22 protein-coding genes are annotated in these 22,244 nt (G+C 35.8%); 11 read left to right on the top strand and 11 right to left on the bottom strand.

What is annotated here, in order from left to right:
- Positions 1–28 precede the first annotated feature (28 nt).
- Positions 29–1,885: a PAS domain-containing sensor histidine kinase gene (locus EYS08_RS14860; RefSeq protein ID WP_131030788.1), complete on the bottom strand. Its 1,857-nt coding sequence runs from the start codon at positions 1,883–1,885 to the stop codon at positions 29–31.
- A 711-nt stretch (positions 1,886–2,596) separates the two neighbouring features.
- On the opposite strand from EYS08_RS14860, the gene EYS08_RS14855 reads away from it, so the two are divergent.
- From EYS08_RS14855 to EYS08_RS14840, 4 genes are all read left to right on the top strand, one after another.
- Positions 2,597–3,166 carry a UbiX family flavin prenyltransferase gene (locus EYS08_RS14855; RefSeq protein ID WP_131030787.1) on the top strand — a complete coding sequence of 190 codons (570 nt, stop codon included), beginning with the start codon at positions 2,597–2,599 and terminating at the stop codon, positions 3,164–3,166.
- 159 nt (positions 3,167–3,325) lie between these two features.
- Complete coding sequence (gene mtaB, locus EYS08_RS14850; protein WP_131030786.1) at positions 3,326–4,648, top strand: tRNA (N(6)-L-threonylcarbamoyladenosine(37)-C(2))-methylthiotransferase MtaB; 1,323 nt, start codon at positions 3,326–3,328, stop codon at positions 4,646–4,648.
- Between the two features lie 463 nt (positions 4,649–5,111).
- On the top strand, positions 5,112–6,260 hold the full coding sequence (locus EYS08_RS14845) for a prolipoprotein diacylglyceryl transferase (RefSeq protein ID WP_131030785.1): 1,149 nt from the start codon (positions 5,112–5,114) through the stop codon (positions 6,258–6,260).
- A 56-nt stretch (positions 6,261–6,316) separates the two neighbouring features.
- A complete protein-coding gene (locus EYS08_RS14840; protein ID WP_131030784.1) occupies positions 6,317–7,108 on the top strand; it encodes an inositol monophosphatase family protein in 792 nt (263 codons plus the stop codon).
- A gap of 147 nt (positions 7,109–7,255) precedes the next feature.
- Here EYS08_RS14840 and EYS08_RS14835 read toward each other — a convergent pair whose 3' ends face one another.
- The 6 genes from EYS08_RS14835 to EYS08_RS14810 all read right to left on the bottom strand — a co-directional run bounded on the left by EYS08_RS14835 (position 7,256) and on the right by EYS08_RS14810 (position 10,637).
- A complete protein-coding gene (locus tag EYS08_RS14835; protein ID WP_131030783.1) occupies positions 7,256–7,807 on the bottom strand; it encodes a NifU family protein in 552 nt (183 codons plus the stop codon).
- An 87-nt stretch (positions 7,808–7,894) separates the two neighbouring features.
- Positions 7,895–9,241: an adenylosuccinate lyase gene (gene purB / locus EYS08_RS14830; protein WP_131030782.1), complete on the bottom strand. Its 1,347-nt coding sequence runs from the start codon at positions 9,239–9,241 to the stop codon at positions 7,895–7,897.
- 126 nt (positions 9,242–9,367) lie between these two features.
- Positions 9,368–9,565, bottom strand: a complete 198-nt coding sequence (locus EYS08_RS14825) for a hypothetical protein (RefSeq protein ID WP_131030781.1) — start codon at positions 9,563–9,565, stop codon at positions 9,368–9,370.
- Positions 9,566–9,705: 140 nt separating this feature from the next.
- Positions 9,706–9,927 (bottom strand): hypothetical protein, encoded by a 222-nt coding sequence (locus EYS08_RS14820; protein WP_131030780.1) that lies wholly within the window; start codon positions 9,925–9,927, stop codon positions 9,706–9,708.
- Between the two features lie 136 nt (positions 9,928–10,063).
- The gene (locus EYS08_RS14815) at positions 10,064–10,282 is read right to left on the bottom strand and encodes a hypothetical protein (RefSeq protein ID WP_131030779.1); all 219 of its coding nucleotides are present in this window, start codon (positions 10,280–10,282) and stop codon (positions 10,064–10,066) included.
- A gap of 136 nt (positions 10,283–10,418) precedes the next feature.
- Positions 10,419–10,637: a hypothetical protein gene (locus EYS08_RS14810; protein ID WP_057934272.1), complete on the bottom strand. Its 219-nt coding sequence runs from the start codon at positions 10,635–10,637 to the stop codon at positions 10,419–10,421.
- A 203-nt stretch (positions 10,638–10,840) separates the two neighbouring features.
- On the opposite strand from EYS08_RS14810, the gene EYS08_RS14805 reads away from it, so the two are divergent.
- From EYS08_RS14805 to EYS08_RS14790, 4 genes are all read left to right on the top strand, one after another.
- The gene (locus tag EYS08_RS14805) at positions 10,841–11,407 is read left to right on the top strand and encodes an RNA polymerase sigma factor (RefSeq protein WP_131030778.1); all 567 of its coding nucleotides are present in this window, start codon (positions 10,841–10,843) and stop codon (positions 11,405–11,407) included.
- 6 nt (positions 11,408–11,413) lie between these two features.
- On the top strand, positions 11,414–12,514 hold the full coding sequence (locus EYS08_RS14800; protein WP_131030777.1) for a S1 family peptidase: 1,101 nt from the start codon (positions 11,414–11,416) through the stop codon (positions 12,512–12,514).
- A 162-nt stretch (positions 12,515–12,676) separates the two neighbouring features.
- Positions 12,677–13,312: a peroxiredoxin gene (locus tag EYS08_RS14795; protein ID WP_057934275.1), complete on the top strand. Its 636-nt coding sequence runs from the start codon at positions 12,677–12,679 to the stop codon at positions 13,310–13,312.
- 208 nt (positions 13,313–13,520) lie between these two features.
- On the top strand, positions 13,521–13,718 hold the full coding sequence (locus tag EYS08_RS14790) for a cold-shock protein (RefSeq protein WP_029276380.1): 198 nt from the start codon (positions 13,521–13,523) through the stop codon (positions 13,716–13,718).
- Positions 13,719–14,204: 486 nt separating this feature from the next.
- Here EYS08_RS14790 and EYS08_RS14785 read toward each other — a convergent pair whose 3' ends face one another.
- The 4 genes from EYS08_RS14785 to EYS08_RS14770 form a co-directional block, all read right to left on the bottom strand.
- Positions 14,205–15,392, bottom strand: coding sequence for a class I SAM-dependent methyltransferase (locus tag EYS08_RS14785; protein ID WP_131030776.1), 1,188 nt, complete (start codon positions 15,390–15,392; stop codon positions 14,205–14,207).
- Positions 15,393–15,478: 86 nt separating this feature from the next.
- Entirely contained in the window at positions 15,479–16,741 is a 1,263-nt protein-coding gene (locus EYS08_RS14780; RefSeq protein ID WP_131030775.1) for an aspartate kinase, read from the bottom strand.
- Between the two features lies 1 nt (position 16,742).
- Positions 16,743–17,210 carry a GNAT family N-acetyltransferase gene (locus EYS08_RS14775; RefSeq protein ID WP_131030774.1) on the bottom strand — a complete coding sequence of 156 codons (468 nt, stop codon included), beginning with the start codon at positions 17,208–17,210 and terminating at the stop codon, positions 16,743–16,745.
- A gap of 1 nt (position 17,211) precedes the next feature.
- On the bottom strand, positions 17,212–17,913 hold the full coding sequence (locus EYS08_RS14770) for a YggS family pyridoxal phosphate-dependent enzyme (protein ID WP_131030773.1): 702 nt from the start codon (positions 17,911–17,913) through the stop codon (positions 17,212–17,214).
- Positions 17,914–17,982: 69 nt separating this feature from the next.
- Between EYS08_RS14770 and EYS08_RS14765 the strand changes: the two genes are divergently transcribed.
- The 3 genes from EYS08_RS14765 to EYS08_RS14755 all read left to right on the top strand — a co-directional run bounded on the left by EYS08_RS14765 (position 17,983) and on the right by EYS08_RS14755 (position 22,186).
- Complete coding sequence (locus EYS08_RS14765) at positions 17,983–18,540, top strand: DUF4296 domain-containing protein (protein ID WP_131030772.1); 558 nt, start codon at positions 17,983–17,985, stop codon at positions 18,538–18,540.
- Position 18,541: 1 nt separating this feature from the next.
- Entirely contained in the window at positions 18,542–20,920 is a 2,379-nt protein-coding gene (locus tag EYS08_RS14760) for an endonuclease MutS2 (protein ID WP_131030771.1), read from the top strand.
- A gap of 177 nt (positions 20,921–21,097) precedes the next feature.
- Positions 21,098–22,186, top strand: coding sequence for a PQQ-dependent sugar dehydrogenase (locus tag EYS08_RS14755; protein WP_131030770.1), 1,089 nt, complete (start codon positions 21,098–21,100; stop codon positions 22,184–22,186).
- Positions 22,187–22,244: the final 58 nt, after the last annotated feature.

Below are 22,244 nucleotides of genomic sequence, written 5' to 3'. Positions count from 1 at the left end.
ACATACCCAAGCAAATTAATATTACATATTATTGTTGGTCATTTGCAGTAGGTAAGCTGAAATAAAATGTAGAACCTTTACCCAATTTGCTTTCTGCCCAAATTTTTCCCTGATGCCTTTCAATTACCTCTGCACAGATATACAGGCCAACTCCAAATCCTGCAATTGTTTTAGTGTCAGGGCTGTCTACGCGATAAAAACGGTCGAAAAGTTTGGGTATATCATTTTCCCTAATACCTATGCCTTCATCTTCCACACTTACAATTACATAATCCTTTTGTGTTTCGCACTTTATTGCAATTAAAGAGTTTTTTTTTGAGTATTTCGCTGCATTTCCAATCAGGTTAGTGATCACATTGCCGATTTTCTCCATATCGGCATTTACAATCATTTCTTCCGTACCAATCACCTGGATAAAATGGCTGGGTAAAACAATTCTATTTTCTTCAGCTATGGTTTTAATCAGATCAACAAGGCTAAAATTTGTTTTGTTCAATAAAATTTTTCCAGCTTCTAATAAGGATACATTTAAAAAGCCATCAATCATTAACGACATTCTTTTTAACTGAACATTTACCTTATCAAGTATCTGAATAGTGAAGTCGTTATCAGTTTCTTTAAATTTATGCTGTAAAAGTTGTACATAAGCACTTAACGATGTTAATGGAGTTTTAAGCTCGTGACTTACCATACCGATAAAGTCGTTTTTTCTAATTTCGTCCTGTTTATGTTCTGTAATATCCAAAACAGCTCCGGCAATATAAACGGCTTTTCCTTGTTCGTTATAATAGGCTTTGCCTGCTGTTCTTAACCACTTGCTTTTAGCGCCTATGCCGTTCAAATTAATCTGATATTCGATGTTAAAAGCATTTCGGTGGTGTAATGCGCGTCTGATGCCACTAGTAAGGTGCCCGATGTCTTCCATAGATATCAATGACTTGGCTTCTCCTATACCCAACCTGTTATTTTCCAGTTCGTAAATTTGTTGTGCCCTTTCCGATAAAAGTATCTGTTTGCTTTCCAGATCGATATTCCATGAACCCATTTCTGATGCATCCATGGCTATTTTTAAAATGTCTTTAGCTTTAAGTAGTTCTTTTTTAAAATTTACCTGCTCCGTAATATCTTTAATAATCACTAAAATCCTGTTTACTTCATTTTTATCATTTTTTAACGGCTCATAAAAAGCGATGAAATAACCGTCTGAAACAGGTGTCGAAATTTTTAATTCATTGATTGTTAAAGGTTGGCCGTTTTTAAAAATATCTTTTACATGCGCTACAAGTGCTTGCTGTTTTTCGAGCTCTGGTCGTGCTTTTTCTTGTGGAACCCCGATTACTTCTTTCCTGGATTTGCCCCAAAGTTTTAATATGTTATCGTTTGCATATTCTGTAATAAGCTCTGGGCCTTTTAATACGCACATGCCCAGAGGGGCCTGTTCAAAAAATCCTCTAAAACGTGCTTCACTTTCTGAAAGTTCAAATAAAATATTTTCAAGGTCATTTTCATCTAGCGGAATTTCCCTTAATGAACAGATGATATATTCAACAGGGCGATCGTTTTGTAATACCGGAGAAAATTCCAGTTCCCATTTTACATTTGGTGAGTTAGAATAAATGGGATGAATAACCAGCGTACTTTTTGCCTTAAGCTCGCTTACTTTCTGAACTGTTTTAATCAGAAGCACCTTTTCAGAAGCAGATAGGAGGTTTGGAACAATGTTAATATCATAGAATTTTAATTTTCCTCCCACCCGCTCTATTAAAGCTTGGTAAGCATCGTTATGTTCTACCACCACCAATATTGGTTTAACTTTAAAAATGATTATGGGATTCTTAGAATGTTTTAATAGTGCTTTTAAGAATGGAGAGGCTAAATCTATCATAAATTTAAGTTGACACTTTCCCAAATATAATCGTTAAGCAGCTAATCACCAACCGATTTATAAGGATGATATAATATTTATCATACAGAATGGTATAAATTGTAAGTGTGTCGTGTTTTTATGTTTGTTTGTAAGTTGTTATAGTTCCGTGCTTAAAGTCTCTTATTTGGTGCCCTGGTCTGTTATGGTTAAACATTTCATATATTGGGCTATAAAAAAGGTGTGTAATAACTCGTTTGCGCTTCAGTTACGAAAGGGCACTCATTCAAGATTATAAGTTGTAAGAATCGCCTTAATATTCTTAAGTAACCGAATTTATTTATGTTATATCAATATCAAAAAATTGTAAAGTCAATAGTGTAAAAATTGATAGCCTAACTGTAAAGTAGGACCTTACTTAGTAATTATGACTGATTTGTAAGACAATCTTGAGCGATATTTTGTTGAAAATGATGTCTTTTTAAGTGGAAAAATTGTTTTTATATGTTTTTTTATAAAATTATTTATTTGGTAATCAGTTTGTTACGTTTTGTTTTTAAATTAAATGTTTGATTTAAGCGATTTAACGTTTCTCACTTACATTTTTTTAAAAATTTATATATATTTGTTCTTACCCTTTCGAGGGTATGTTTTTCATAGGTAGATGTAGGGTCAGAACAATGTTCTGGCCCTTTTTTGTTTTAATGGATTTAGAAAAAGTATTTTTGTGCTATGATTAAAAAGAAAGTGATTGTTGCGGTTACAGGTGCCAGTGGTTCTATTTATGCAAAAGTTTTATTTGACCGGTTATTAATATTAAAAGATCAGATTGAGGCTGTTGGTGTAGTGATGAGCGACAATGCAAAAGCGGTTTGGCAATTCGAACTGGGAAACCAGGATTATAACCATTTTAAAGACTTTACATTTTATAATAAGAACGATTTTAATGCACCTTTTGCTTCAGGTTCGGCAAAATACGATACCATGATTATCATTCCTTGTTCTATGGGAACTTTGGGTAGGGTAGCACATGGAATATCAAACGATTTGATTTCGAGGGCAGCAGACGTTGTGTTAAAAGAACGCAGGAAATTAATAGCTGTAGTAAGAGATACCCCGTTCAGTTTAATCCATATCAACAATATGAAAACCGTAACTGAAGCGGGTGGAATCGTCTGTCCGGCCAATCCGTCTTTTTACAGTTTGCCTCAAACAATAGAAGAAGTTGCCGGCACGGTAACTAGCCGCGTGTTAGACCTGGCAGGTTTCGAACAGGAAAGTTATCGTTGGCAGGAAGATTAGTTGTGAGTGTTGAGTTGTTCGTTTGGAGTAAATTAATATTTCATAAAATTTTCTAAACTCCAAACGCCAAACTAATCTTTTGTTAATTCACTGTAATTTGTGTGCTATCACTGCATGAAATTACTAACTCCAAACAAATTTCCTATCTTTGCAGCCTCAATGAAAAAGGTCGCATTTTATACATTAGGTTGTAAACTCAACTTCTCCGAAACATCAACCATCGGTCGTTTATTTACCGATGCAGGTTATGCCGTAGTAGAATTTCAGGATCAGGCCGATGTTTATGTGATTAACACCTGCTCTGTTACCGAGCATGCCGATAAAAAATGCCGTAAAGTTGTTAAAGAAGCTTTAAAATATTCTCCTAATGCCTTTGTAACCATTGTAGGTTGCTATGCGCAGTTAAAACCACAGGAAATTGCCGAAATAGAAGGTGTTGATATGGTTTTGGGCGCTGCAGAAAAATTCAGGATAGTAGAATATATTACCGATTTAACTAAACAACCGAAAACCCTTATTCATCAGCAAAATATAGAGAAAGTAAATCATAATTTTATTGCCTCTTATTCGATTGGCGATAGGACACGTACTTTTTTGAAAGTACAGGATGGTTGCGATTATCCTTGTACATACTGCACTATTCCTTTAGCACGCGGTGCAAGTCGTAGCGATACCATTGAAAATGTGGTGAATCGTGCAAAAATGATTGCAGATAGCGGTGTTAAAGAAATTGTTTTAACCGGTGTAAATCTTGGCGATTTCGGAATCAGAAATGGCCAGCGTGAAGATAAATTTTTCGACCTTGTTAAAGCTTTAGATGAGGTAGAAGGAATTGAAAGAATCCGCATTTCATCTATTGAACCGAATCTTTTGAGCAATGAGATCATTCAGTTTGTATCCACTTCTAAAAGGTTTGTTCCGCATTTTCATATCCCCTTGCAATCGGGTTCTGATAAAATTTTAGGTTTAATGCGCCGTCGTTACCGTAGTGATCTGTATGTAGAGCGTGTTGCCAAAATTAAGGAGGTAATGCCGCATTGTTGTATTGGCGTTGATGTGATTGTTGGTTTTCCGGGCGAAACGAAAGAAGATTTCTTGGATACTTATCAATTCTTAAATCAGCTAGATATTTCTTATCTACATGTATTTACTTACTCTGAGCGCGAATTAACAGCTGCAGCCGAAATGAAAGGTGTTGTGGCGGGCAGTGAGCGTAACGAGCGCAGTAAAATGCTCCATATTTTATCTGATAAAAAACGTAGGGCTTTCTACGAATCTCAAATTGGTGCTGAAGCTGAAGTGCTATTCGAAGCCGATCAGAAATCGGGTTACATGCATGGTTTTACCAAAAATTATGTAAAAGTACGCGCCAAATACGATCCGGTTATGGTAAATGAATTGAAAGCAGTTAAGCTTTTAGAAATTACAGCCGATGGAGAGGTAGAAGTAGCCGAATTGGAAACCACTTACGCACATCATTAAAAGGCTTCAGTCGGAAGTCAATATCTCTTAATGTCATTCTGAACGCAGTGAAGAATCTTTTATCTGTAAAATGCAGAACCCCGAAAATACTTAAACAAAAGCCAACATTAATACAAAAAAACTTTCTTTCTCTATATAGATCCTTCACTGCGTTCAGGATGATAAATGAGTGGAAAGGGATGACTGGTTTTGGAATCTATCATTTTACACCCGATACCCCCTAAAAACTACTGCAATAAGTTAATTAAACCTGATCGCAGCGGGCACGAAGTAAAGCAGAGAGCAGGGCTGTATTAACCGATGAAATATAGAACCAATCTTTTCTAAAATAAAAAAATAAACCTTTACACGCTTTTTCTGCTTTCAACTAAGAGCTTTGGTCTTTCTCCTTTAGTCTTTAAGCTTTCCTCTTTAATCTTTCAGCTTTGGTCTTTCTTTCCTATCTTCGCAACAAATTATTTGTATGTTTCCTACCGTTTCACATTTTTTAGAATACTTATTCGGCATTAATTTACCGCTTCCATTTAATACTTTCGGTGTTTTTGTAGCACTGGCGTTTGTTGCCGGTTACTGGGCTTTCACCAAAGAACTTAAGCGTAAGGAAGCATTAGGCATACTCCACCCAATTAAAAAGACAATTGTGGTTGGCAAACCTGCTACTACATCAGAGCTGATCATGAATGGCCTTTTCGGCTTTGTTATTGGTTATAAACTGGTTTATGCGTTGTTAAACTACAAACTTTTTGTAAATGATGCACAGTCGATTTTAATGTCGACCAAAGGAAATATAATTGGTGGGTTGTTTTTTGCAGGGCTATTTGCATATTGGGACTATACCGAAAAGAATAAACACAAGCTGGATAAACCAAAAGAAACACAGGTAACCGTACATCCATATCAAACCATGAGTAATCTGATTGTTTGGGCGGCTATCTGGGGGTTTTTAGGGGCAAAGTTTTTCGATAACCTAGAGTACTGGGATGATTTTGTTCAAAACCCTATAGAAAGATTGTTATCCTTTAGTGGTTTAACTTTTTATGGTGGTTTAATTTGCGGTGGTGCGGCTGTATTAATTATTGCTAAAAGAAACGGCATTAAACCGCTCCATATGCTTGATGTAGGTGGCCCCGGAATGATGCTCGCTTATGCAGTAGGCCGTATAGGCTGCCACTTAGCTGGCGATGGCGATTGGGGTATTGTAAATTCAAATCCTAAGCCATTTTCTTGGCTTCCAGATTGGTTGTGGTCTTATAAGTATCCGAATAATGTGGTAGGAGAAGGAATCCCAATTCCTGGTTGTACTGGTAAGTTTTGTAACGAACTGGCACAAGGGGTATACCCAACACCAATTTACGAAGTAATTATATGTTTAATTCTTTTTGCCTTTTTATGGCGTATTAGAGATAAAATAAAAGCGCCAGGTTTAATGTTTGGTATTTACATGATCTTGAACGGTATTGAGCGTTTCTGCATCGAATTAATCCGTGTAAACTCAAAATACCACGTTTTTGGTTTGTCTTTTACCCAGGCAGAAATGATTTCTGCTTTTCTTGTAGTTGGCGGTATTGCACTAAGTGCTTATGCCTTAAGGAACAAGAATCAACTAGCTTAAAATTTTATAAGTTCATTTATAATCCAATAATCGCCTCGTTTTATTGTTAAATAGTTATGAATTACGAATTATTGTGTACAAAGGTAATATCGATTGTAAGGCTTACGGGAAATTTTATCCGTAAAGAAGCAATGCAGTTCGATGTTCAGAAAATAGAATACAAAGGATTAAATGATATGGTTTCTTATGTTGATAAAACAGCAGAGCAGAAACTGGTTCAAAATCTCGAAAAATTAATTCCCGATGCAGGTTTCATAACCGAAGAGAAAACCATTAACCGTATAGGTAAAACCTATACCTGGATAATTGATCCATTGGATGGTACAACCAATTTTATCCATGGCATTCCAGCTTATGGTATTAGTGTAGCACTTTACGAAGATGGATTACCTGTTATTGGTGTAGTTTACGAATTAAATAGGGGAGAAATGTTTTATTCGTATAAAGGCGGACCTGCCCTTATGAATAAGAAAGAAATTAAAGTTTCTACTAATCCTGATCTAAAATCGAGTTTATTGGCAACGGGTTTTCCATATTATCAATTTGATAAACAGCCCCAGTACTTAAAATTATTGACCGAAATGATGCAGAAAAGCCACGGTGTACGTAGAATTGGGGCAGCAGCAATAGACTTGGTATATACAGCCTGTGGGCGCTTCGATGCTTTTTTCGAATATAATCTGCAACAATGGGATTTTGCAGCTGGGTGCTTTATTGTGCAGCAGGCAGGAGGAGAGGTTTACGATTTTGCTGGTGGAAATGATTATTTTTCCAAAAGAGAGATTTTGGCTACCAATGGTAAACTTACTGCTGAGATGTTAACCGCGATTAAGCAGTATTTTAATTAGAAGTATCGTCATGCTGAATTTATTTCAGCATCTTTTCTGCAATTAAGACCCTGAAATAAATTCAGGGTGACGACTCGTTTGCAACAAAAAAGGTCCCGATTCTCATCGGGACCTTTTCACTATATGTATTATGAAAAATGCACAATTTTAAAGCGCTTCAGAAACTACTTCTGTAACTTCTGGTACCATTCTCTGTAATAAGTTTTGGATGCCAGATTTAAGCGTAATGGTAGAAGACGGGCAACCACTGCAAGAACCACGTAGTTCTACCGTAACTACACCTTCATCAAAAGATTTGTATGTAATTGCACCACCATCCTGTTCAACAGCTGGGCGTACATAATCGTGCAAAATCTGCTGAATTTTAATTTCAGTTTCTGTACCCTCAAAAGCCGGTGCTTCTTCAGAAGTTGTTTCTTTAATTTTTAATTCAGATTCTACAGCTCCCTTAACAAATTCTTTTAAAATAGCTTCAATATCAGCCCATTCTGCATCGTCTGTTTTGGTAATGGTCACAAAATTGCTGGCGAAAAAAACACCAGAAACAAAATTGAACTTAAATAACTCTTTAGCAAAAGGCGAATGTTCTGCACTCTCTTTAGTTGCAAAATCCTCACTGCCATTTATTAACAGCTTGTTTACCATGAATTTCATGGTAGCTGGATTTGGAGTCTGTTCTGTATATACGTTAATCGTCATGTCTTAATCAATTTGAATAAACAAAATTAACAATTACTCACTAATAAAACCGTTGTTGGCTGTCTGCTTAACGTCAATTTAATTTGACTAGAAAACGCCAGTATAATTAAAAGGTGTAATCGTTCTCAATTGTACTTTAACCGCTTCTGAAACAGCTAAACCTTCAATAAACTCTGCAATACTTGCTGCATTGATTTTTGAATTTGTTCTGGTTAATTCTTTTAGGGCTTCGTAAGGGTTAGGATAGTTCTCTCTTCTTAAAACCGTTTGAATGGCCTCGGCAACAACTGCCCAGTTTTCGTCCAGATCGGCATGTAAGGCAGCTTCATTTAATAAAATTTTGTTTAATCCGCGTAGCGTAGAATGAATAGCTATTAAGGTATGTCCAAAAGGAACACCTACGTTTCTTAAAACAGTAGAGTCGGTTAAGTCTCTCTGTAAGCGTGAAATTGGTAGTTTAGCAGCGAAAAATTCGAACAAAGCATTGGCAATTCCTGCATTTCCTTCAGCATTTTCGAAATCGATTGGGTTAACCTTGTGTGGCATAGCCGACGAACCAATCTCTCCGGCTTTGATTTTCTGTTTGAAATAATTTTTAGAAATATACGTCCAGATATCCCTGTCTAAATCTATAATAATATTATTTATGCGTTTTAAAGCATCACATTGAGCTGCAAATTGATCGTAATGTTCAATTTGTGTAGTATGTTGTGCACGTGTTAAGCCCAAGGTCTCGTTAACAAACTGGTTAGAAAAATTAACCCAGTTAACTTCAGGGTAAGCAATATGGTGTGCGTTGAAGTTTCCGGTAGCGCCACCAAATTTTGCACTATTAGGGATGTTTTTTAAACTTTCTACCTGAATAGCCAAGCGTTCGGCGAAAACCAAAAATTCTTTGCCTAATTTGGTAGGAGAGGCTGGTTGGCCATGTGTATGTGCCAACATCGGAATGTCCTTCCACTCTGTGGCCAGTGCATTTATTTTTTCAATCAGCGTATTAATTGCTGGATAATAACTTTCATTCAGTGCTAATTTAATAGAATAAGGAATGGCAGTATTATTAATGTCTTGAGAGGTTAACCCGAAGTGGATAAACTCTTTATAGTGCTGAAGTGATAGCGCATCGAATTTACTTTTGATAAAATATTCAACAGCTTTAACATCGTGGTTGGTTACTTTTTCAGTTTCCTTAATTTCTAAGGCATCAATCTCTGCGAAATTTTCGTGGATTTTGCGTAATTCAGCATAAAGATTTTTATCAAAACTTTCTAAGCCAGGCAAGTTGATTTCGCAAAGTGCGATAAAATATTCGATTTCTACAAAAACACGGTATTTGATTAAGGCTTCTTCAGAAAAGTAAGCAGCTAAACTTTCGGTTGTTTTTCTGTAGCGGCCATCAACTGGTGAAATAGCTTGTAGTGATGTTAAATTCATTATGCGGATTATATTTTTGCCGCAAATTTACTACAATTGGTGGATTTTAAGGTCTTGATTCTTAGAAATTAATATAAAATAAAAAAGGCCTCAGAATTTCTAAGGCCTTTTTCAGTAACAGATAAACTATTTTTTAGTTGTATCAGCTGCTGTAGTGTCTTTAACTGTTGTGTCTTTTACTGTAGTGTCTTTAACTGTTGTATCAACAACTGAAGTATCAACAGCAGATGAATCACCACCTTCAGCTTTTTTTTCTGAGTTACAAGCAACAACAGATAAAGAAAGAGCTAAAGCTAAAAAGCCAAATTTAAATGCATTTTTCATTTTTTTTTCGATTTGTTTGGTTCTAAAAAATTAATTACTTGCTAATTTATACAAAAAACTTAAAAATTAACTCATTTATGTTAAATAAAAAAGCTCACGGTCTGAAATGTGAGCTTTTTTATAGAAAATCGTAAAATAAATTAGTGTTTTACTTCTTCGGTAGTCGTTGTAGCTTTTACAGTAGTGTCTTTCACTGTAGAATCTTTTACAGTAGTATCAATAGCAGTTGTATCAGTAATAATAGTTGATGAATCTGTAACTGTTGTATCAGCACCATCAGCTTTTTTACCTGATTCGCCGCAAGCAGCAACTGTTAAAGATAAAGCTAGGGCTAAAAAGCCTAATTTGAATGCATTTTTCATTTTGATATATGTTTTAGGGTTAATATATACCCTTAATACCCAAAACGTGAAAAGGTAACCCCCTTGTTTTTTTTGCAAAATAAAAAAGCCTTTGAAAAATGAATTCCCAAAGGCTTTTCTTATAAATAATGTTAGACTAGTGTTTAACTTCTTCTGTAGTTGTTGTAGTTTTTACAGTAGTATCTTTTACTGTAGAATCTGTAACTGTAGTATCTTTTGCAGTAGTATCAGTAACGATAGTAGAAGAATCAGTTAAAGTAGTATCAGTACCTTCAGCTTTTTTTTCTGAATTACAAGCAACAACTGATAAAGATAAAGCTAAAGCTAAAAAGCCTAATTTGAATGCATTTTTCATTTTTGAGTATTTTTAAGTAATTAATTAATTTACCCTTAATACTGGTAACCCGAAAAGGTAACCCAAAAAAAATAAAAAAAATAAAAAAGGCTCCCAATGCTAAATCAGGAGCCTTTTTTGTATGAGTAAAGTTAAACTAGTGTTTAACTTCTTCTGTAGTTGTAGTAGTTTTTACAGTAGTATCTTTTACAGTAGAATCTTTAACTGTAGTATCTTTTGCAGTAGTATCAGTAACGATAGTAGAAGAATCAGTTAAAGTTGTATCAGCACCTTCAGCTTTTTTTTCTGAGTTACAAGCAACAACTGATAAAGATAAAGCTAAAGCTAAAAAGCCTAATTTGAATGCATTTTTCATTTTCTTGAATTTTTTTAAGTAATTAATTTCTTATTAATGCCGCAAAGGTAAAAAGGTAACCCGATAATTTACAAAATTGTTAAAATATTTTTTTTGAGGTTTGGGTTACCGTTTGCTTTAATTTTGTATTAAGCAATTATAGTAGCTATAAATATTTTTTTGTCTAATATTGGGTTACTATTTATAGAAAAATGTATTAACTAGTGAATAACAGTTTAAAGAGTTCAGTTCCAACAGATAGAGAGGTTATTTTAGGTATTCTAAATAACTCAGAAGAAACACTTAACAAGTTATACAAGGCTTATTATGCGATGGTTTTGCAATTTATCCTGAATAATAACGGTGATGAAGATGATGCAAAAGATGTTTATCAGGAAGGTATAATCATTTTATATAACAAAATTAAGGCAGGCAATTTTGAGCTGAGCAGTAAACTGAAAACCTATATTTATTCGGTTTGTAGGCGTATTTGGCTAAAGAAACTTAGCCTAAACAGTAAAAAGGCCGGTAGTATTACCGATTATGAAGATGTATTTGCTGTTGAGGAAGATGTAGAGCACCACGAAGAGAAAGATGCTGCTTTTGTGAAAATGCAATCGGCACTCGATCATCTGGGCGAACCTTGTAAAACCATTATTCAGGATTTTTATATCCACAATTTGTCCATGCAGGATATTTGCGAAAAGTTTGGTTATACCAATACTGATAATGCAAAAACGCAGAAATATAAATGCCTGCAAAGGTTAAAGAAAATATTTTTTCAACCATAATTTGAAATGAGAAACGATTTGGAGTTAGATGCAATTATTGAAGATTACCTTTTAGGTAAACTTAATGCACAGGAAACTGAAGCTTTTGAACAGTTACGTCGTAATGATGCCACAGTAGATCATAAAGTAGTTTCGCATAAGTTCTTTTTAGAATCTATGGGAACATTTGCTGAGCAGTTGCGCTTAAAAGAACAGTTAAATCATATTCATTCAGAAATTGACGTGGAGAGTTTGGCTTCTACATTTAGGCCTCATCCATCACGTGTGGTTCAATTGTGGCGCAAACATAAATCTGCAATTGCAGTTGCAGCATCTTTTGTTGTACTCTCTCTGGTTTCTATTTACTCTATTCAGCATAATACTCAACAGGCAGAGCGTTACAGGCAGTTAAGTAATCAGGTAAATAATGCTATTAAAACACAAAATAGCTTAATCAGAAACATTAAGCATAATAATAACAATACAACTTCTGGCAAGCCAAATGCTCAGAATAGTTTTGGTGGTACCGGTTTTGCAATTTCTACAAATGGCTACATTTTAACTAACCTGCATATTATTAATGGCGCTGATTCTTTATATGTGCAAAACAGTAGGGGAGAATCATTTAAGGTAAAGTCAGTTTACACAGATCCTCAAAACGATATTGCAATTCTTAAAATAAACGATAGACACTTCAGTAACTTATCTTCTATTCCTTATACCATTAAAAGAAATACAAGTAACATCGGCGAAATTGTATATACCTTAGGTTATCCAAAAGATGATGCTGTACTTGGAGAAGGGTACGTGAGTTCTAAAAATGGTTTTATTGGAGATACTACTCAGTATCAGGTAGCCATTTCAGTTAATCCAGGTAATAGCGGTGGTCCTGTTTTAGATAATAACGGAAATTTGGTAGGTATTATTAGTGGTAAGCCAGATCAGACTGAAGGTGCAGCCTTTGCCATTAAATCAAAATATATTTTAGAGGCGATGAGGGCCATTCCCCAAGATTCGCTAGGCGTAAATAAACTTTCTGCCAATAAGAAGAGCTTGCTGTCTGGTTTAAAACGCACCAAACAGATCGAAAAAATACAGGATTATGTATTTATGATAAAAGCATACTAAACGCAACACCCCAAACAAATTAATATTCTTAAACCCTGAAGACTGATTCTTCAGGGTTTTTTTATTGGAATTGTAATTTGGAGGTCTTAAAATAATATTAAATCTATGTATTTAGTATAGTATTGTTTAGATTTGTTTTCATCAACTTAAATTAATACCATTATGAGCATAAGATTAGGCGATACCGCACCGAATTTCAAAGCCAACACATCCATTGGCGAAATAGATTTTTACGATTATTTAGGCGATAGCTGGGGTGTATTGTTTTCTCACCCTGCCGATTATACCCCGGTTTGTACTACAGAACTGGGTAGAACTGCCGCTTTAAAAGGCGAATTTGAAAAAAGAAACGTTAAGGTTTTGGCCTTAAGTGTTGATTCTGCCGAGTCGCATAAAGGATGGATTAATGATATTAACGAAACTCAAAATACTTCTGTCGAATTTCCGATTATTGCAGATCCAGACAAAACAGTGGCAAATCTCTATGATATGATCCACCCAAATGCTTCAGAAACTTTAACCGTTCGCTCGTTGTTCGTAATCAGTCCCGATAAAAAGGTGAAATTAACCATTACTTATCCGGCATCGACAGGAAGAAACTTTAATGAAGTTTTACGTGTGATTGATTCTTTACAACTTACGGCCAATTATAGCGTGGCTACGCCTGCCGATTGGAAAGATGGAGAAGATGTAATTGTGGTAAACAGCATTAAAACCGAAGATATTCCAGCTAAATTTCCTAAAGGACACCAAGTAATTAAACCATATTTACGTACCACTCCTCAGCCAAATAAATAATCCAAAAATTTTATTTAATAACGCAACATTCTTGTTGAAAGACCAGAAATGGCTTGCATTATATTCGTAATTTATTATATTTGGTAGTTTTGTTTCAATATTAGCGCTTAAACTGGTTGTTTTATTCATATTAATACTCAATTGGTTAAATGAAATGCTGATCAAGGCATAAAAGGTTTATTTATTTTATACAATTTTTTATTTTTTTATGGCAACCGGAAAAGTTAAATGGTTTAACACTCAGAAAGGCTTTGGATTTATTGTGCAAGAAGACAATAAAGACTTATTTGTACATTTTAAAGATGTTTTAGGTGGAATCGAAAGCTTGAAAGAAAACGACACAGTAGAATTTGAAGTAGCTGAAGGCAGAAAAGGTTTACAGGCAGTAAATGTTAAGAAAGTTTAAGCAATAATATAATAATTATTTCTTCATCCCCACAAAAAGCCTTTCGATTGAGAGGCTTTTTGTGTTAACAACCTTATCATTCTGAACGCATGAAGAACCTGAGTGTTTTAGCTAAGAATGTCGTACTTCTTTTTCTTTACTAATCTTGAAGTAATTTGTTTTTTTGAAAAGCAATTGCTGTACTACTTCGATTCCTATAGCCCCGCCCTTTGCTTAATCCCGATTGAAATCTCGTACAAATAAAAAAAATAGATGTTAAATCGGGATAACGCCGTCGGTCGGGTTTATTTTACCCCTAATAGCAGTACTGTTTAAGCCATCTAAACCCGATCTTAGCGAGATGCCGATTTTTTTTATCGGCAGAAGCGGGAGCGGGGCTGTAATAACCCAAATGCTTCTGAACCTGCTTTCCAAAAAAAAGTAGTTGGTCGTTAGTTTAAAGTTTTTTATAGATAAAAGATTCTTCGCTTTGCTCAGAATGACAACCTAATAATACTGTATAATTGATGCTTTAACCACGATGTTTTCTCCGTTGCCCACTTTGGTGAAAATTAAAAACTGATTTTGATCTGCTTTTATTTTATATTTTTTAACCAAATCTTCAGGCTTTGCCGGATAGTTCCTGACAATCACATTTCCTTTTAAATTTTCTTGTTTTTTAAGTGCTGTGGTAGTGAGTACCGCTTCAATTTTAAATATCCTGCCTGGAAAATCTTTATTTACATTAGCTGAACTAAACAGCTGTGTTTGAGGATGTAGTTTTAAAAGATTGTAAGTTTCGCCAATTAAATTAAAAGCACCCGATTTTAGTAAAGCAGCATCTGGTTCGTACAGGTAATCACCAGTGTTTAAATCGTCAATAAACTGAATTGAACCATTTGAAGATGATCTGTAAAAGGAAAAATCTTTTTCAATTTCGTTATTTAGGGTTACAGCTATAATTTTTGTATCATCATTGTAACCTTTATCTATGATCCATAAAAGTTCCTTGCACTCATTTCTGACACTGACAATATGGATTTCGCTAACTTGTTTCAATTCTGATAATCCTGCTGAAATATCGAGTAAAGGAGCCGTTTTGATGATTATTCTTGACGATTTTTCTAATAAGGCATCAAGATTGCCTGAAATGTCGGGTGTACAGTCTTTTAACATAAAAACCTTGCCCTTTTCGGCTCGTCGGGCAGGATCTAGATAAATGGTATCAAATGATGTATCACTAGCCTGGATATAAGCAATTCCGTCTTCTGCTTTAAATTCGATATTTACTATCTGTAAAGACTGCGCATTATGTTTAGCTATTGTGGATAGTTCATGGTTAATTTCGCAATGTGTAACCGCTTTTACCTTTTTAGAAAAGTAATAGCTGTCAATCCCGAAGCCTCCGGTAATATCAATAAATGTATCACCTTTAGCTAGTTTGGATTTGTATTTCGCCGTAATTTCAGAAGAAGTTTGCTCGATTGATAATACGGGGGGGTAATAAATATCTGGGGTATCAAACCAGGTTGGTAATTTCTTTTCAGATTTTTTTTTTGCAGTAATTTGTGTGGCCAGTTCGGCTGCAGTTATACCTTCGAACGGACTTTTTGCTAAAGCAATCTGATTCACATCAGCATTTAAATTGGCGTTGATGTAATCCTGTACAGCTTTGGCTAAAAGTTTGTTGTTCATTGTTTTAGGAGTGTCAAGTATTCGGTATCTAGTATTAAGTATGAAGATGGGCAATTATCTTCCGACCTCGGACCCCAGACTTCTGACTATTTATTCTTCATCACCATCTGGCAGGTATGGCGGCTCTTTACTTCCAATAAAATATCTTTATCAACCGTTACACGATCAATAGTTTGTTGGTTATAATAGCGGATGGTTACCAGTTCCAGGCCCTTATTATATTTTACGGTAAATTCTTGCGACAAATCTTTGATCAGTTTCTCAATCTGAGTAGGATGATCATCAACGCTTACCGAAAAGCTGATGGCAGAGTTAAGCATGGTATTGATTTTGATCCGGTGTGTATGGAAAAGTTCAAAAATATTGCTCAGGTTTTCTTCGATAATAAAGGAATAATCTTTAGGGAAAATAGAAATCAGCGCCTGGTTAATCTTAAAAATAAAAGAGGGGATAGGCAATGGGTTATTTTCTTTGGTAATTGCCGTTCCTGAGCCCTCTGGTTGGATAAATGACCTTACAAAAAGCGGAATTCCTTTATTTTGAAGTGGTTTTATTGTTTTTGGGTGTATTACTGTTGCGCCGTAATAAGTAAGCTCTATTGCATCATGATAAGAAAGCTGGGCAATTTTCTCTGTTTCGTCAAACCATTTTGGATCTGCATTTAATACTCCAGGAACATCCTTCCAGATGGTTAATGCAGCAGCATCTAAACAGGAAGCAAATATGGCTGCTGAATAATCAGAACCTTCCCTGCCTAAAGTTGTGGTGTAGTTTTCGCTGGTGCCACCAATAAATCCCTGTGTTACAATAATGTTGTCGGTTAAAAGTGGTAACAGGTCTTTTTGTATAATCTGATTGGTTTTAGCCCAATCTACTTTTCCTTCGCGGTAGGTGTTATCAGTTTGGATATAGTTCCGCGCATCTATCCAAAGCGCTTTATTACCTGTTTCATTTAACCAGGCAGCCACAATTTTTGTAGAAACCACTTCACCGATAGATACAATCTGGTCGTAAATGTAATCAGGGTTGTTATCTGGTTCATCTTCAATTAACCAGTCAATTTCAACAAATGTGTTAGCCACATCATCATAAACCGGATTGGCTTTGCCTTGAAACAGCTCATCTATAATGCTGAAATGGAAATGTTTAATCTCATCAAAAATTGTATGTGCTTCATCACTTTGTGATAAAAATGCCTGCGTTAACTTTTCCAGTTTATCAGTAATCTTACCCATCGCCGAAATTACAATCAGAAGGTTTCCTTTTTTGTAATCGCGGACAATATTGGCCAGGTTTTTTACTCCATTCGCATCTTTTACCGAGGCACCACCAAACTTAAAAATATCCATATTAAAATGCCTTGATTTGTTCTTTAGATAAAGCCGCGTTTAACCAGCCGCTTTCTAAATATGCTTTATATTTATTATAGAAATTGATTGCCGGTTCGTTCCAGTCTAACACTTGCCAAACCATGCCGCTATAGTTGCCATTTTTAGCCTCTTCCATCACTTTTTCGAATAATACTTTACCCAGGCCTTTTCCTCTAAATTCTTCTGTTACGATAAAATCTTCTAGATATAACCTGCATCCTTTCCATGTAGAGTAGCGTGTATAGTATAATGCAAAGCCCACAACAGTATTATTTACTTCGGCTACGTAAGCTTTCCATACTGGGTTTTTACCAAAACCAGCATCGATAAAATGATCTAAAGTAACCGTTACTTCTTCAGGAGCACGCTCATAAATGGCCAGCTCATTAATTAATTCCAATATTCTTGGACAATCTTCTGCAGTCGCAAACCTGATATTAAAATCCATATTAATTTGCTGTAATGTCGTTTTTGAAATGTTTGATTACCCTTTTTCCGAAAATACTGCTACCAATGCGCACCATTGTACTTCCTTCTTCAATTGCGATTTTATAATCGGCACTCATTCCGGTAGATATTTCCTTAAAAGCATCATCTTTACGGAAAAAGCTTACTTTAATGCCATCAAAAAATACTTTTAGTTCGTGAAACTCGGTTGTAATCTGCTTTTCGTTCTTGGTATTTGTGGCAATCCCCATTAAACCTACTATACGAATATTTTTCAATTCGGCTAACTCTTCTGCCCGCAATAACTCGATCACTTCATCAAAACCAAGTCCGAATTTAGTGTCTTCATCTGCAATGTAAATCTGTAATAAACAATCAATTACGCGTTTGTTTTTTGCGGCCTGTTTATTGATTTCCTGTAGCAGTTTCAAACTGTCTACCCCATGAATAAGTTTAACAAAAGGAGCAATGTATTTTACCTTATTACTTTGTAAATGGCCAATAAGATGCCATTCGATATCGTTTGGAAGTTGCGCCTGTTTATCTACCATTTCCTGTACATGGTTTTCTCCAAAAATGCGCTGCCCGGCGTTATAGGCTTCTAAAATTGATTCTACTGGTTGTGTTTTTGAAACGGCAATTAGTTTTACCCCGCCTGATTCAACTTCGCTTTTATATTGTTTAAGATTATCAGCTATGCTCATTTATAACTATTTTTGGTAAAATTAATAACCTTGCCGCAATTTGGGCAAAAAATAATATTTAAATTAAGCATGAAAAGATTAATATGGGTTTTAATGACAGCTATATTATGGTTTGGTTGTAAACCTGGCATACCTGATGGCATTATTAAGCCTGATAAAATGGAAAAGATTTTATACGATATGCACATTGTTGATGGCTACCTTTCAAGCATTTACATAGTAGATTCAGCGAAGAAGGTGGCAGCTGCTTATTATAAAGGGATCTACAAAAAATTTGGTACAGATTCTGCCGAATACAACAGGAGTTTAATTTGGTATAATACCAACCCTAAGGAATTAGAGGCGGTGTATAAAAACATACAAAAATTGTTAGCCAAGCAAAAAAAGGGAACGGCGTTAGCTGATTTGATAATCAAGAAAAAAGCATTTAAAGCCGATTCTTTAGTGATAGCAAAGAAATTTAAGGCCGATTCTCTTGCGATCAGAAAAAAAATGAAACCAGATTCTTTATCGAAGGTTAAAGCAGTTGCTGCAATTGCAAAGAAGAAAAAACAGGCCGATTCATTAATTAATATAAAAAAAGCTGGTGTATCGGAAGTAACTCCAAGTCCAGCTATTGCACAATAATATGTTATATCCCGAAAACTGTTTAGAACGTTTAGGTTTTGTTGAGATCAGGCAACTGATTAGCAAACATTGTTTGAGCCCGATGGGTCAAGCATTGGTGGAAAAGATGCAGGTGATGAACCGTTTTGATCAGATCGATAAGTTTTTACGTCAAACAAACGAGTTTAAGAGTATCCTGCAAAATCAGGAACCACTACAGATTAATACCTTTTTTGATATTAAGTCGCTGGTTGAAAAAATCAGGGTTGAAGGTACTTATCTTTTAGAAGATGAGTGGTTTCAGGTATATACTTCATTGCATACTGTTTTCTCCGTACTCCGTTTTTTCGAAGAACGCGCAGAAGTATACCCTACATTGGAAGCCTTATTTGAGCATCTGCCGATCGAAAAAACGATCCTTCGTAAGATAGAAACCGTTATAGATGCCAAAGGAAAGATCAAACCCAATGCATCAAAAGAATTGCAGGAAATTACCTCTGCCATTTCGAAAGCGGAACAAGATGTGCGTAAGCGCATGGATTCGATTTACAAGCAGGCCATTGCCAATAACTGGGTTGCTGATGGGAGTTTAACCATTCGTGATGGTAGAATGTGTATTCCGGTTTTGGCTGAAAACAAGCGTAAACTCAAAGGCTTTGTACACGATGAATCGGCTACAGGACAGACCGTTTATATTGAACCTGAAGAAGTATTTACCTTAAATAATAAGTTGCGCGATTTAGAATTTGACAAACGCCGGGAAATTATTAAGATTTTAATTGCCTTAACTGACGATTTGCGACCATACTCGCCATTATTGCTTTCTTATCATGGTTTCCTTACCAAACTGGATTTTGTTCGTGCAAAGGCTTTATTTGCGATGGATATTGAAGCTGAAATGCCAGGTTTGTTAAAAGAGCCTAAAACCAAGCTGATTAATGCAAGGCACCCTTTGTTATCGATCTCATTTGCCGCCGAAAAGAAAACGGTTACGCCTTTAAATATCCATATAGATGCCGAAACCCGGGTGGTATTGGTATCAGGGCCAAATGCAGGTGGTAAATCGGTTTGTATGAAAACAGTTGGCCTTTTGCAGATTATGCTTCAAACAGGTTTGTTAATTCCGGTTGATGCGAATAGTGAAGTAGGTATTTTTGAAAATATTTTTGCCGATATCGGCGATGATCAATCGATAGAAAGTGATTTAAGTACTTACAGTGCACACCTGAAGAAGATGCGCTATTTTGTAGAGCATGCTTCGCCAAAAACGATGGTGCTGATTGATGAGTTTGGTACCGGAACCGATCCACAGTTTGGGGGACCAATGGCTGAAGCTGTTTTAGAGGTGTTGAACAATAAAAAGGTTAGGGGGGTTATTACTACCCACTATTCTAATTTAAAACTTTTTGCAGGTAATACACCTGGTTTGGAAAATGCATCTATGCTTTTCGATAATGCCAAAATGAAACCGCTCTATATTTTAGAGATGGGTAAACCCGGTAGTTCTTATGCATTCGAAATCGCTCAGAATATTGGTTTGCCAAAAGAGGTAATCCAGCTGGCTAAAGAAAAAACAGGATCTAACCAGAACCGCGTAGATACCATGCTTGTTGATCTGGAGCGCGAAAAGAAAAATGTTTACGATGCCAAAGTAAGTTTAGCCAATCAGCAGAATAAAGCTAAAAACCTGGTTGCCGAAAATGAAAAGTTGAAAAGCTTTTTAGAGGAGAATAGAAAGGTACTGATTAAAGAGGCGAAACAAGAGGCGCAGAATATTATTAAAAATGCCAATAAACTGGTTGAAAACACCATTGCCGAAATTAAAGAAAAGCAAGCCGATAAGGAAATAACTAAAGAACTCCGCCAGAATTTACAACGGGAATTAGTGAAAAATACTGTGCCAAAAGAGCGTCCAAAACCTGCTCCAATTGTTGTAGGAGGTGAGATTGAAATAGGTGATTTAGTGAAATTTACGGATAGTGAAACCATTGGCCAGGTTTTAGAAATTAACCGCAATGAACTGATTTTGGCTATTGGCGATTTACGATCGACTGTTAAAAAGAACCGCGTTCAAAAGGTGAGTAACCGTGAAGCTAAAAAAGTAATCCAAAGCAGTGCAAATTCTTTTGCAGGGCGGATGAATGATGCCGTATCTGGCTTTAGGGCAGAACTGGATCTGCGTGGAAAGCGCACTGAAGATGCCTTGTTCGAAGTAGAGAAATATTTAGATAAGGCCATTATGCTTGGTTTTCCGTCCATTAAACTGATCCACGGTAAAGGTGACGGTATTTTGCGAAAAATGATCAGAGAATACCTGCGTAAATATAGTCAGGTAAATAGGATGGAAGATGAACATGCTGATAGGGGCGGGGATGGAATTACTTACGTGTATTTGAATTAATCGTGGTGTCAGATGGTAACATCTGACAGCACTCTAAAAGCTAGTTATATAAAGATTTTGCTGCGCAGAGCACTTCGTGGTTCTCGGCTTCGTTGCACTATGCTCGAAATGATGTCTCCTCCCAATAAAAGCAAAACTTTATAACTCTAACGTTGTTATTTCTAAAATGTTACGGTTATGAGGGCAATACTACTTTGCTTATTTGTAATGCTATTCGTTACAAATTGCAAAAAGAATGGTGATGATAACAACAATCCAGGTACTTTACCTGATGTAGAATTAAAATCAAAAGTAGTTGTATCCGGATTGAGCCTCCCCTGGGAAATGGTTTATGGACCTGATAATTTCATCTGGTTTACCGAAAAAGCAGGTAAAATTAGTCGTTTAAATCCTACCAACGGGCAAGTAACGCCTTTACTTACCATAACTGAAGTACGCACTAATGGAGAGGGCGGCTTACTTGGCATGACGCTACATCCCGATTTTTCCAGTAACCCTTATGTTTATGTAATTTATGGCTATGGTAGCACCTATAAAGCTAAAGTTGTACGTTATACTTACGGCGGAGGAAATTTAACGAGTCCGCAGGTTTTATTGGATCAGATTCCCGCTGCTTCAATCCATAATGGTTCGCGTTTGCTGATCAGTGGCGGTAAACTATTTATCAGTACTGGCGATGCTGCTGATACTGGCACTCCTCAAAATGTTAATTCTTTAGCAGGGAAAATTTTAAGGATAAATTTAGATGGCTCTGTCCCTGGTGATAATCCTTATCCAAATAATCCGGTTTGGTCTTTAGGACATCGAAATGCACAAGGATTGACCCAGGTTGGTAGCAAAATGTTTTCTTCTGAGCATGGACCTGATTCTGATGATGAGATTAATATCGTCGAAAAGGGAAGAAACTACGGATGGCCAAATATTAAAGGTTTTTGTAATGAAAGTGGAGAACAATCGTTTTGCAGTTCGAATAATGTAGTAGAGCCATTAATCAATTGGACACCAACCATTGCGCCTAGTGGTTTAGCTTATTACAATTCAGATTATATTCCGCAGTTTAAAAACTCGTTGCTGCTGGCTGTATTAAAAGGAACTAAATTGATGCAGCTTAAATTAGACGATGCTCAAACAAAAATTACTGGAACGAAAGATTTTTATGTAAACACTTATGGTAGGATAAGGGCTGTTTGCCAATCGCCAGAAGGGAAAATTTATATCTGTACGAGTAACGGAAGTGATGATAAAATTATAGAAATAGGAAAGTAGACCTATTTCTTTTTATTGCCAGGGCATTTTTTACAGCGTTTGCCTTTTTTAAATTTCT

The organism is Pedobacter kyonggii, from assembly GCF_004310665.1.
GTDB lineage: Bacteria > Bacteroidota > Bacteroidia > Sphingobacteriales > Sphingobacteriaceae > Pedobacter > Pedobacter kyonggii.
This window is presented reverse-complemented; position numbering and strand designations above follow the sequence as displayed.

Coding starts and splice junctions, on each gene's coding strand:
- EYS08_RS14860 (WP_131030788.1), bottom strand. CDS start 1,885: ATGATAGATTTAGCCTCTCCATTCTTAAAAGCACTATTAAAACATTCT.
- EYS08_RS14855 (WP_131030787.1), top strand. CDS start 2,597: ATGATTAAAAAGAAAGTGATTGTTGCGGTTACAGGTGCCAGTGGTTCT.
- mtaB (WP_131030786.1), top strand. CDS start 3,326: ATGAAAAAGGTCGCATTTTATACATTAGGTTGTAAACTCAACTTCTCC.
- EYS08_RS14845 (WP_131030785.1), top strand. CDS start 5,112: ATGTTTCCTACCGTTTCACATTTTTTAGAATACTTATTCGGCATTAAT.
- EYS08_RS14840 (WP_131030784.1), top strand. CDS start 6,317: ATGAATTACGAATTATTGTGTACAAAGGTAATATCGATTGTAAGGCTT.
- EYS08_RS14835 (WP_131030783.1), bottom strand. CDS start 7,807: ATGACGATTAACGTATATACAGAACAGACTCCAAATCCAGCTACCATG.
- purB (WP_131030782.1), bottom strand. CDS start 9,241: ATGAATTTAACATCACTACAAGCTATTTCACCAGTTGATGGCCGCTAC.
- EYS08_RS14825 (WP_131030781.1), bottom strand. CDS start 9,565: ATGAAAAATGCATTTAAATTTGGCTTTTTAGCTTTAGCTCTTTCTTTA.
- EYS08_RS14820 (WP_131030780.1), bottom strand. CDS start 9,927: ATGAAAAATGCATTCAAATTAGGCTTTTTAGCCCTAGCTTTATCTTTA.
- EYS08_RS14815 (WP_131030779.1), bottom strand. CDS start 10,282: ATGAAAAATGCATTCAAATTAGGCTTTTTAGCTTTAGCTTTATCTTTA.
- EYS08_RS14810 (WP_057934272.1), bottom strand. CDS start 10,637: ATGAAAAATGCATTCAAATTAGGCTTTTTAGCTTTAGCTTTATCTTTA.
- EYS08_RS14800 (WP_131030777.1), top strand. CDS start 11,414: ATGAGAAACGATTTGGAGTTAGATGCAATTATTGAAGATTACCTTTTA.
- EYS08_RS14795 (WP_057934275.1), top strand. CDS start 12,677: ATGAGCATAAGATTAGGCGATACCGCACCGAATTTCAAAGCCAACACA.
- EYS08_RS14790 (WP_029276380.1), top strand. CDS start 13,521: ATGGCAACCGGAAAAGTTAAATGGTTTAACACTCAGAAAGGCTTTGGA.
- EYS08_RS14785 (WP_131030776.1), bottom strand. CDS start 15,392: ATGAACAACAAACTTTTAGCCAAAGCTGTACAGGATTACATCAACGCC.
- EYS08_RS14780 (WP_131030775.1), bottom strand. CDS start 16,741: ATGGATATTTTTAAGTTTGGTGGTGCCTCGGTAAAAGATGCGAATGGA.
- EYS08_RS14775 (WP_131030774.1), bottom strand. CDS start 17,210: ATGGATTTTAATATCAGGTTTGCGACTGCAGAAGATTGTCCAAGAATA.
- EYS08_RS14770 (WP_131030773.1), bottom strand. CDS start 17,913: ATGAGCATAGCTGATAATCTTAAACAATATAAAAGCGAAGTTGAATCA.
- EYS08_RS14765 (WP_131030772.1), top strand. CDS start 17,983: ATGAAAAGATTAATATGGGTTTTAATGACAGCTATATTATGGTTTGGT.
- EYS08_RS14760 (WP_131030771.1), top strand. CDS start 18,542: ATGTTATATCCCGAAAACTGTTTAGAACGTTTAGGTTTTGTTGAGATC.
- EYS08_RS14755 (WP_131030770.1), top strand. CDS start 21,098: ATGAGGGCAATACTACTTTGCTTATTTGTAATGCTATTCGTTACAAAT.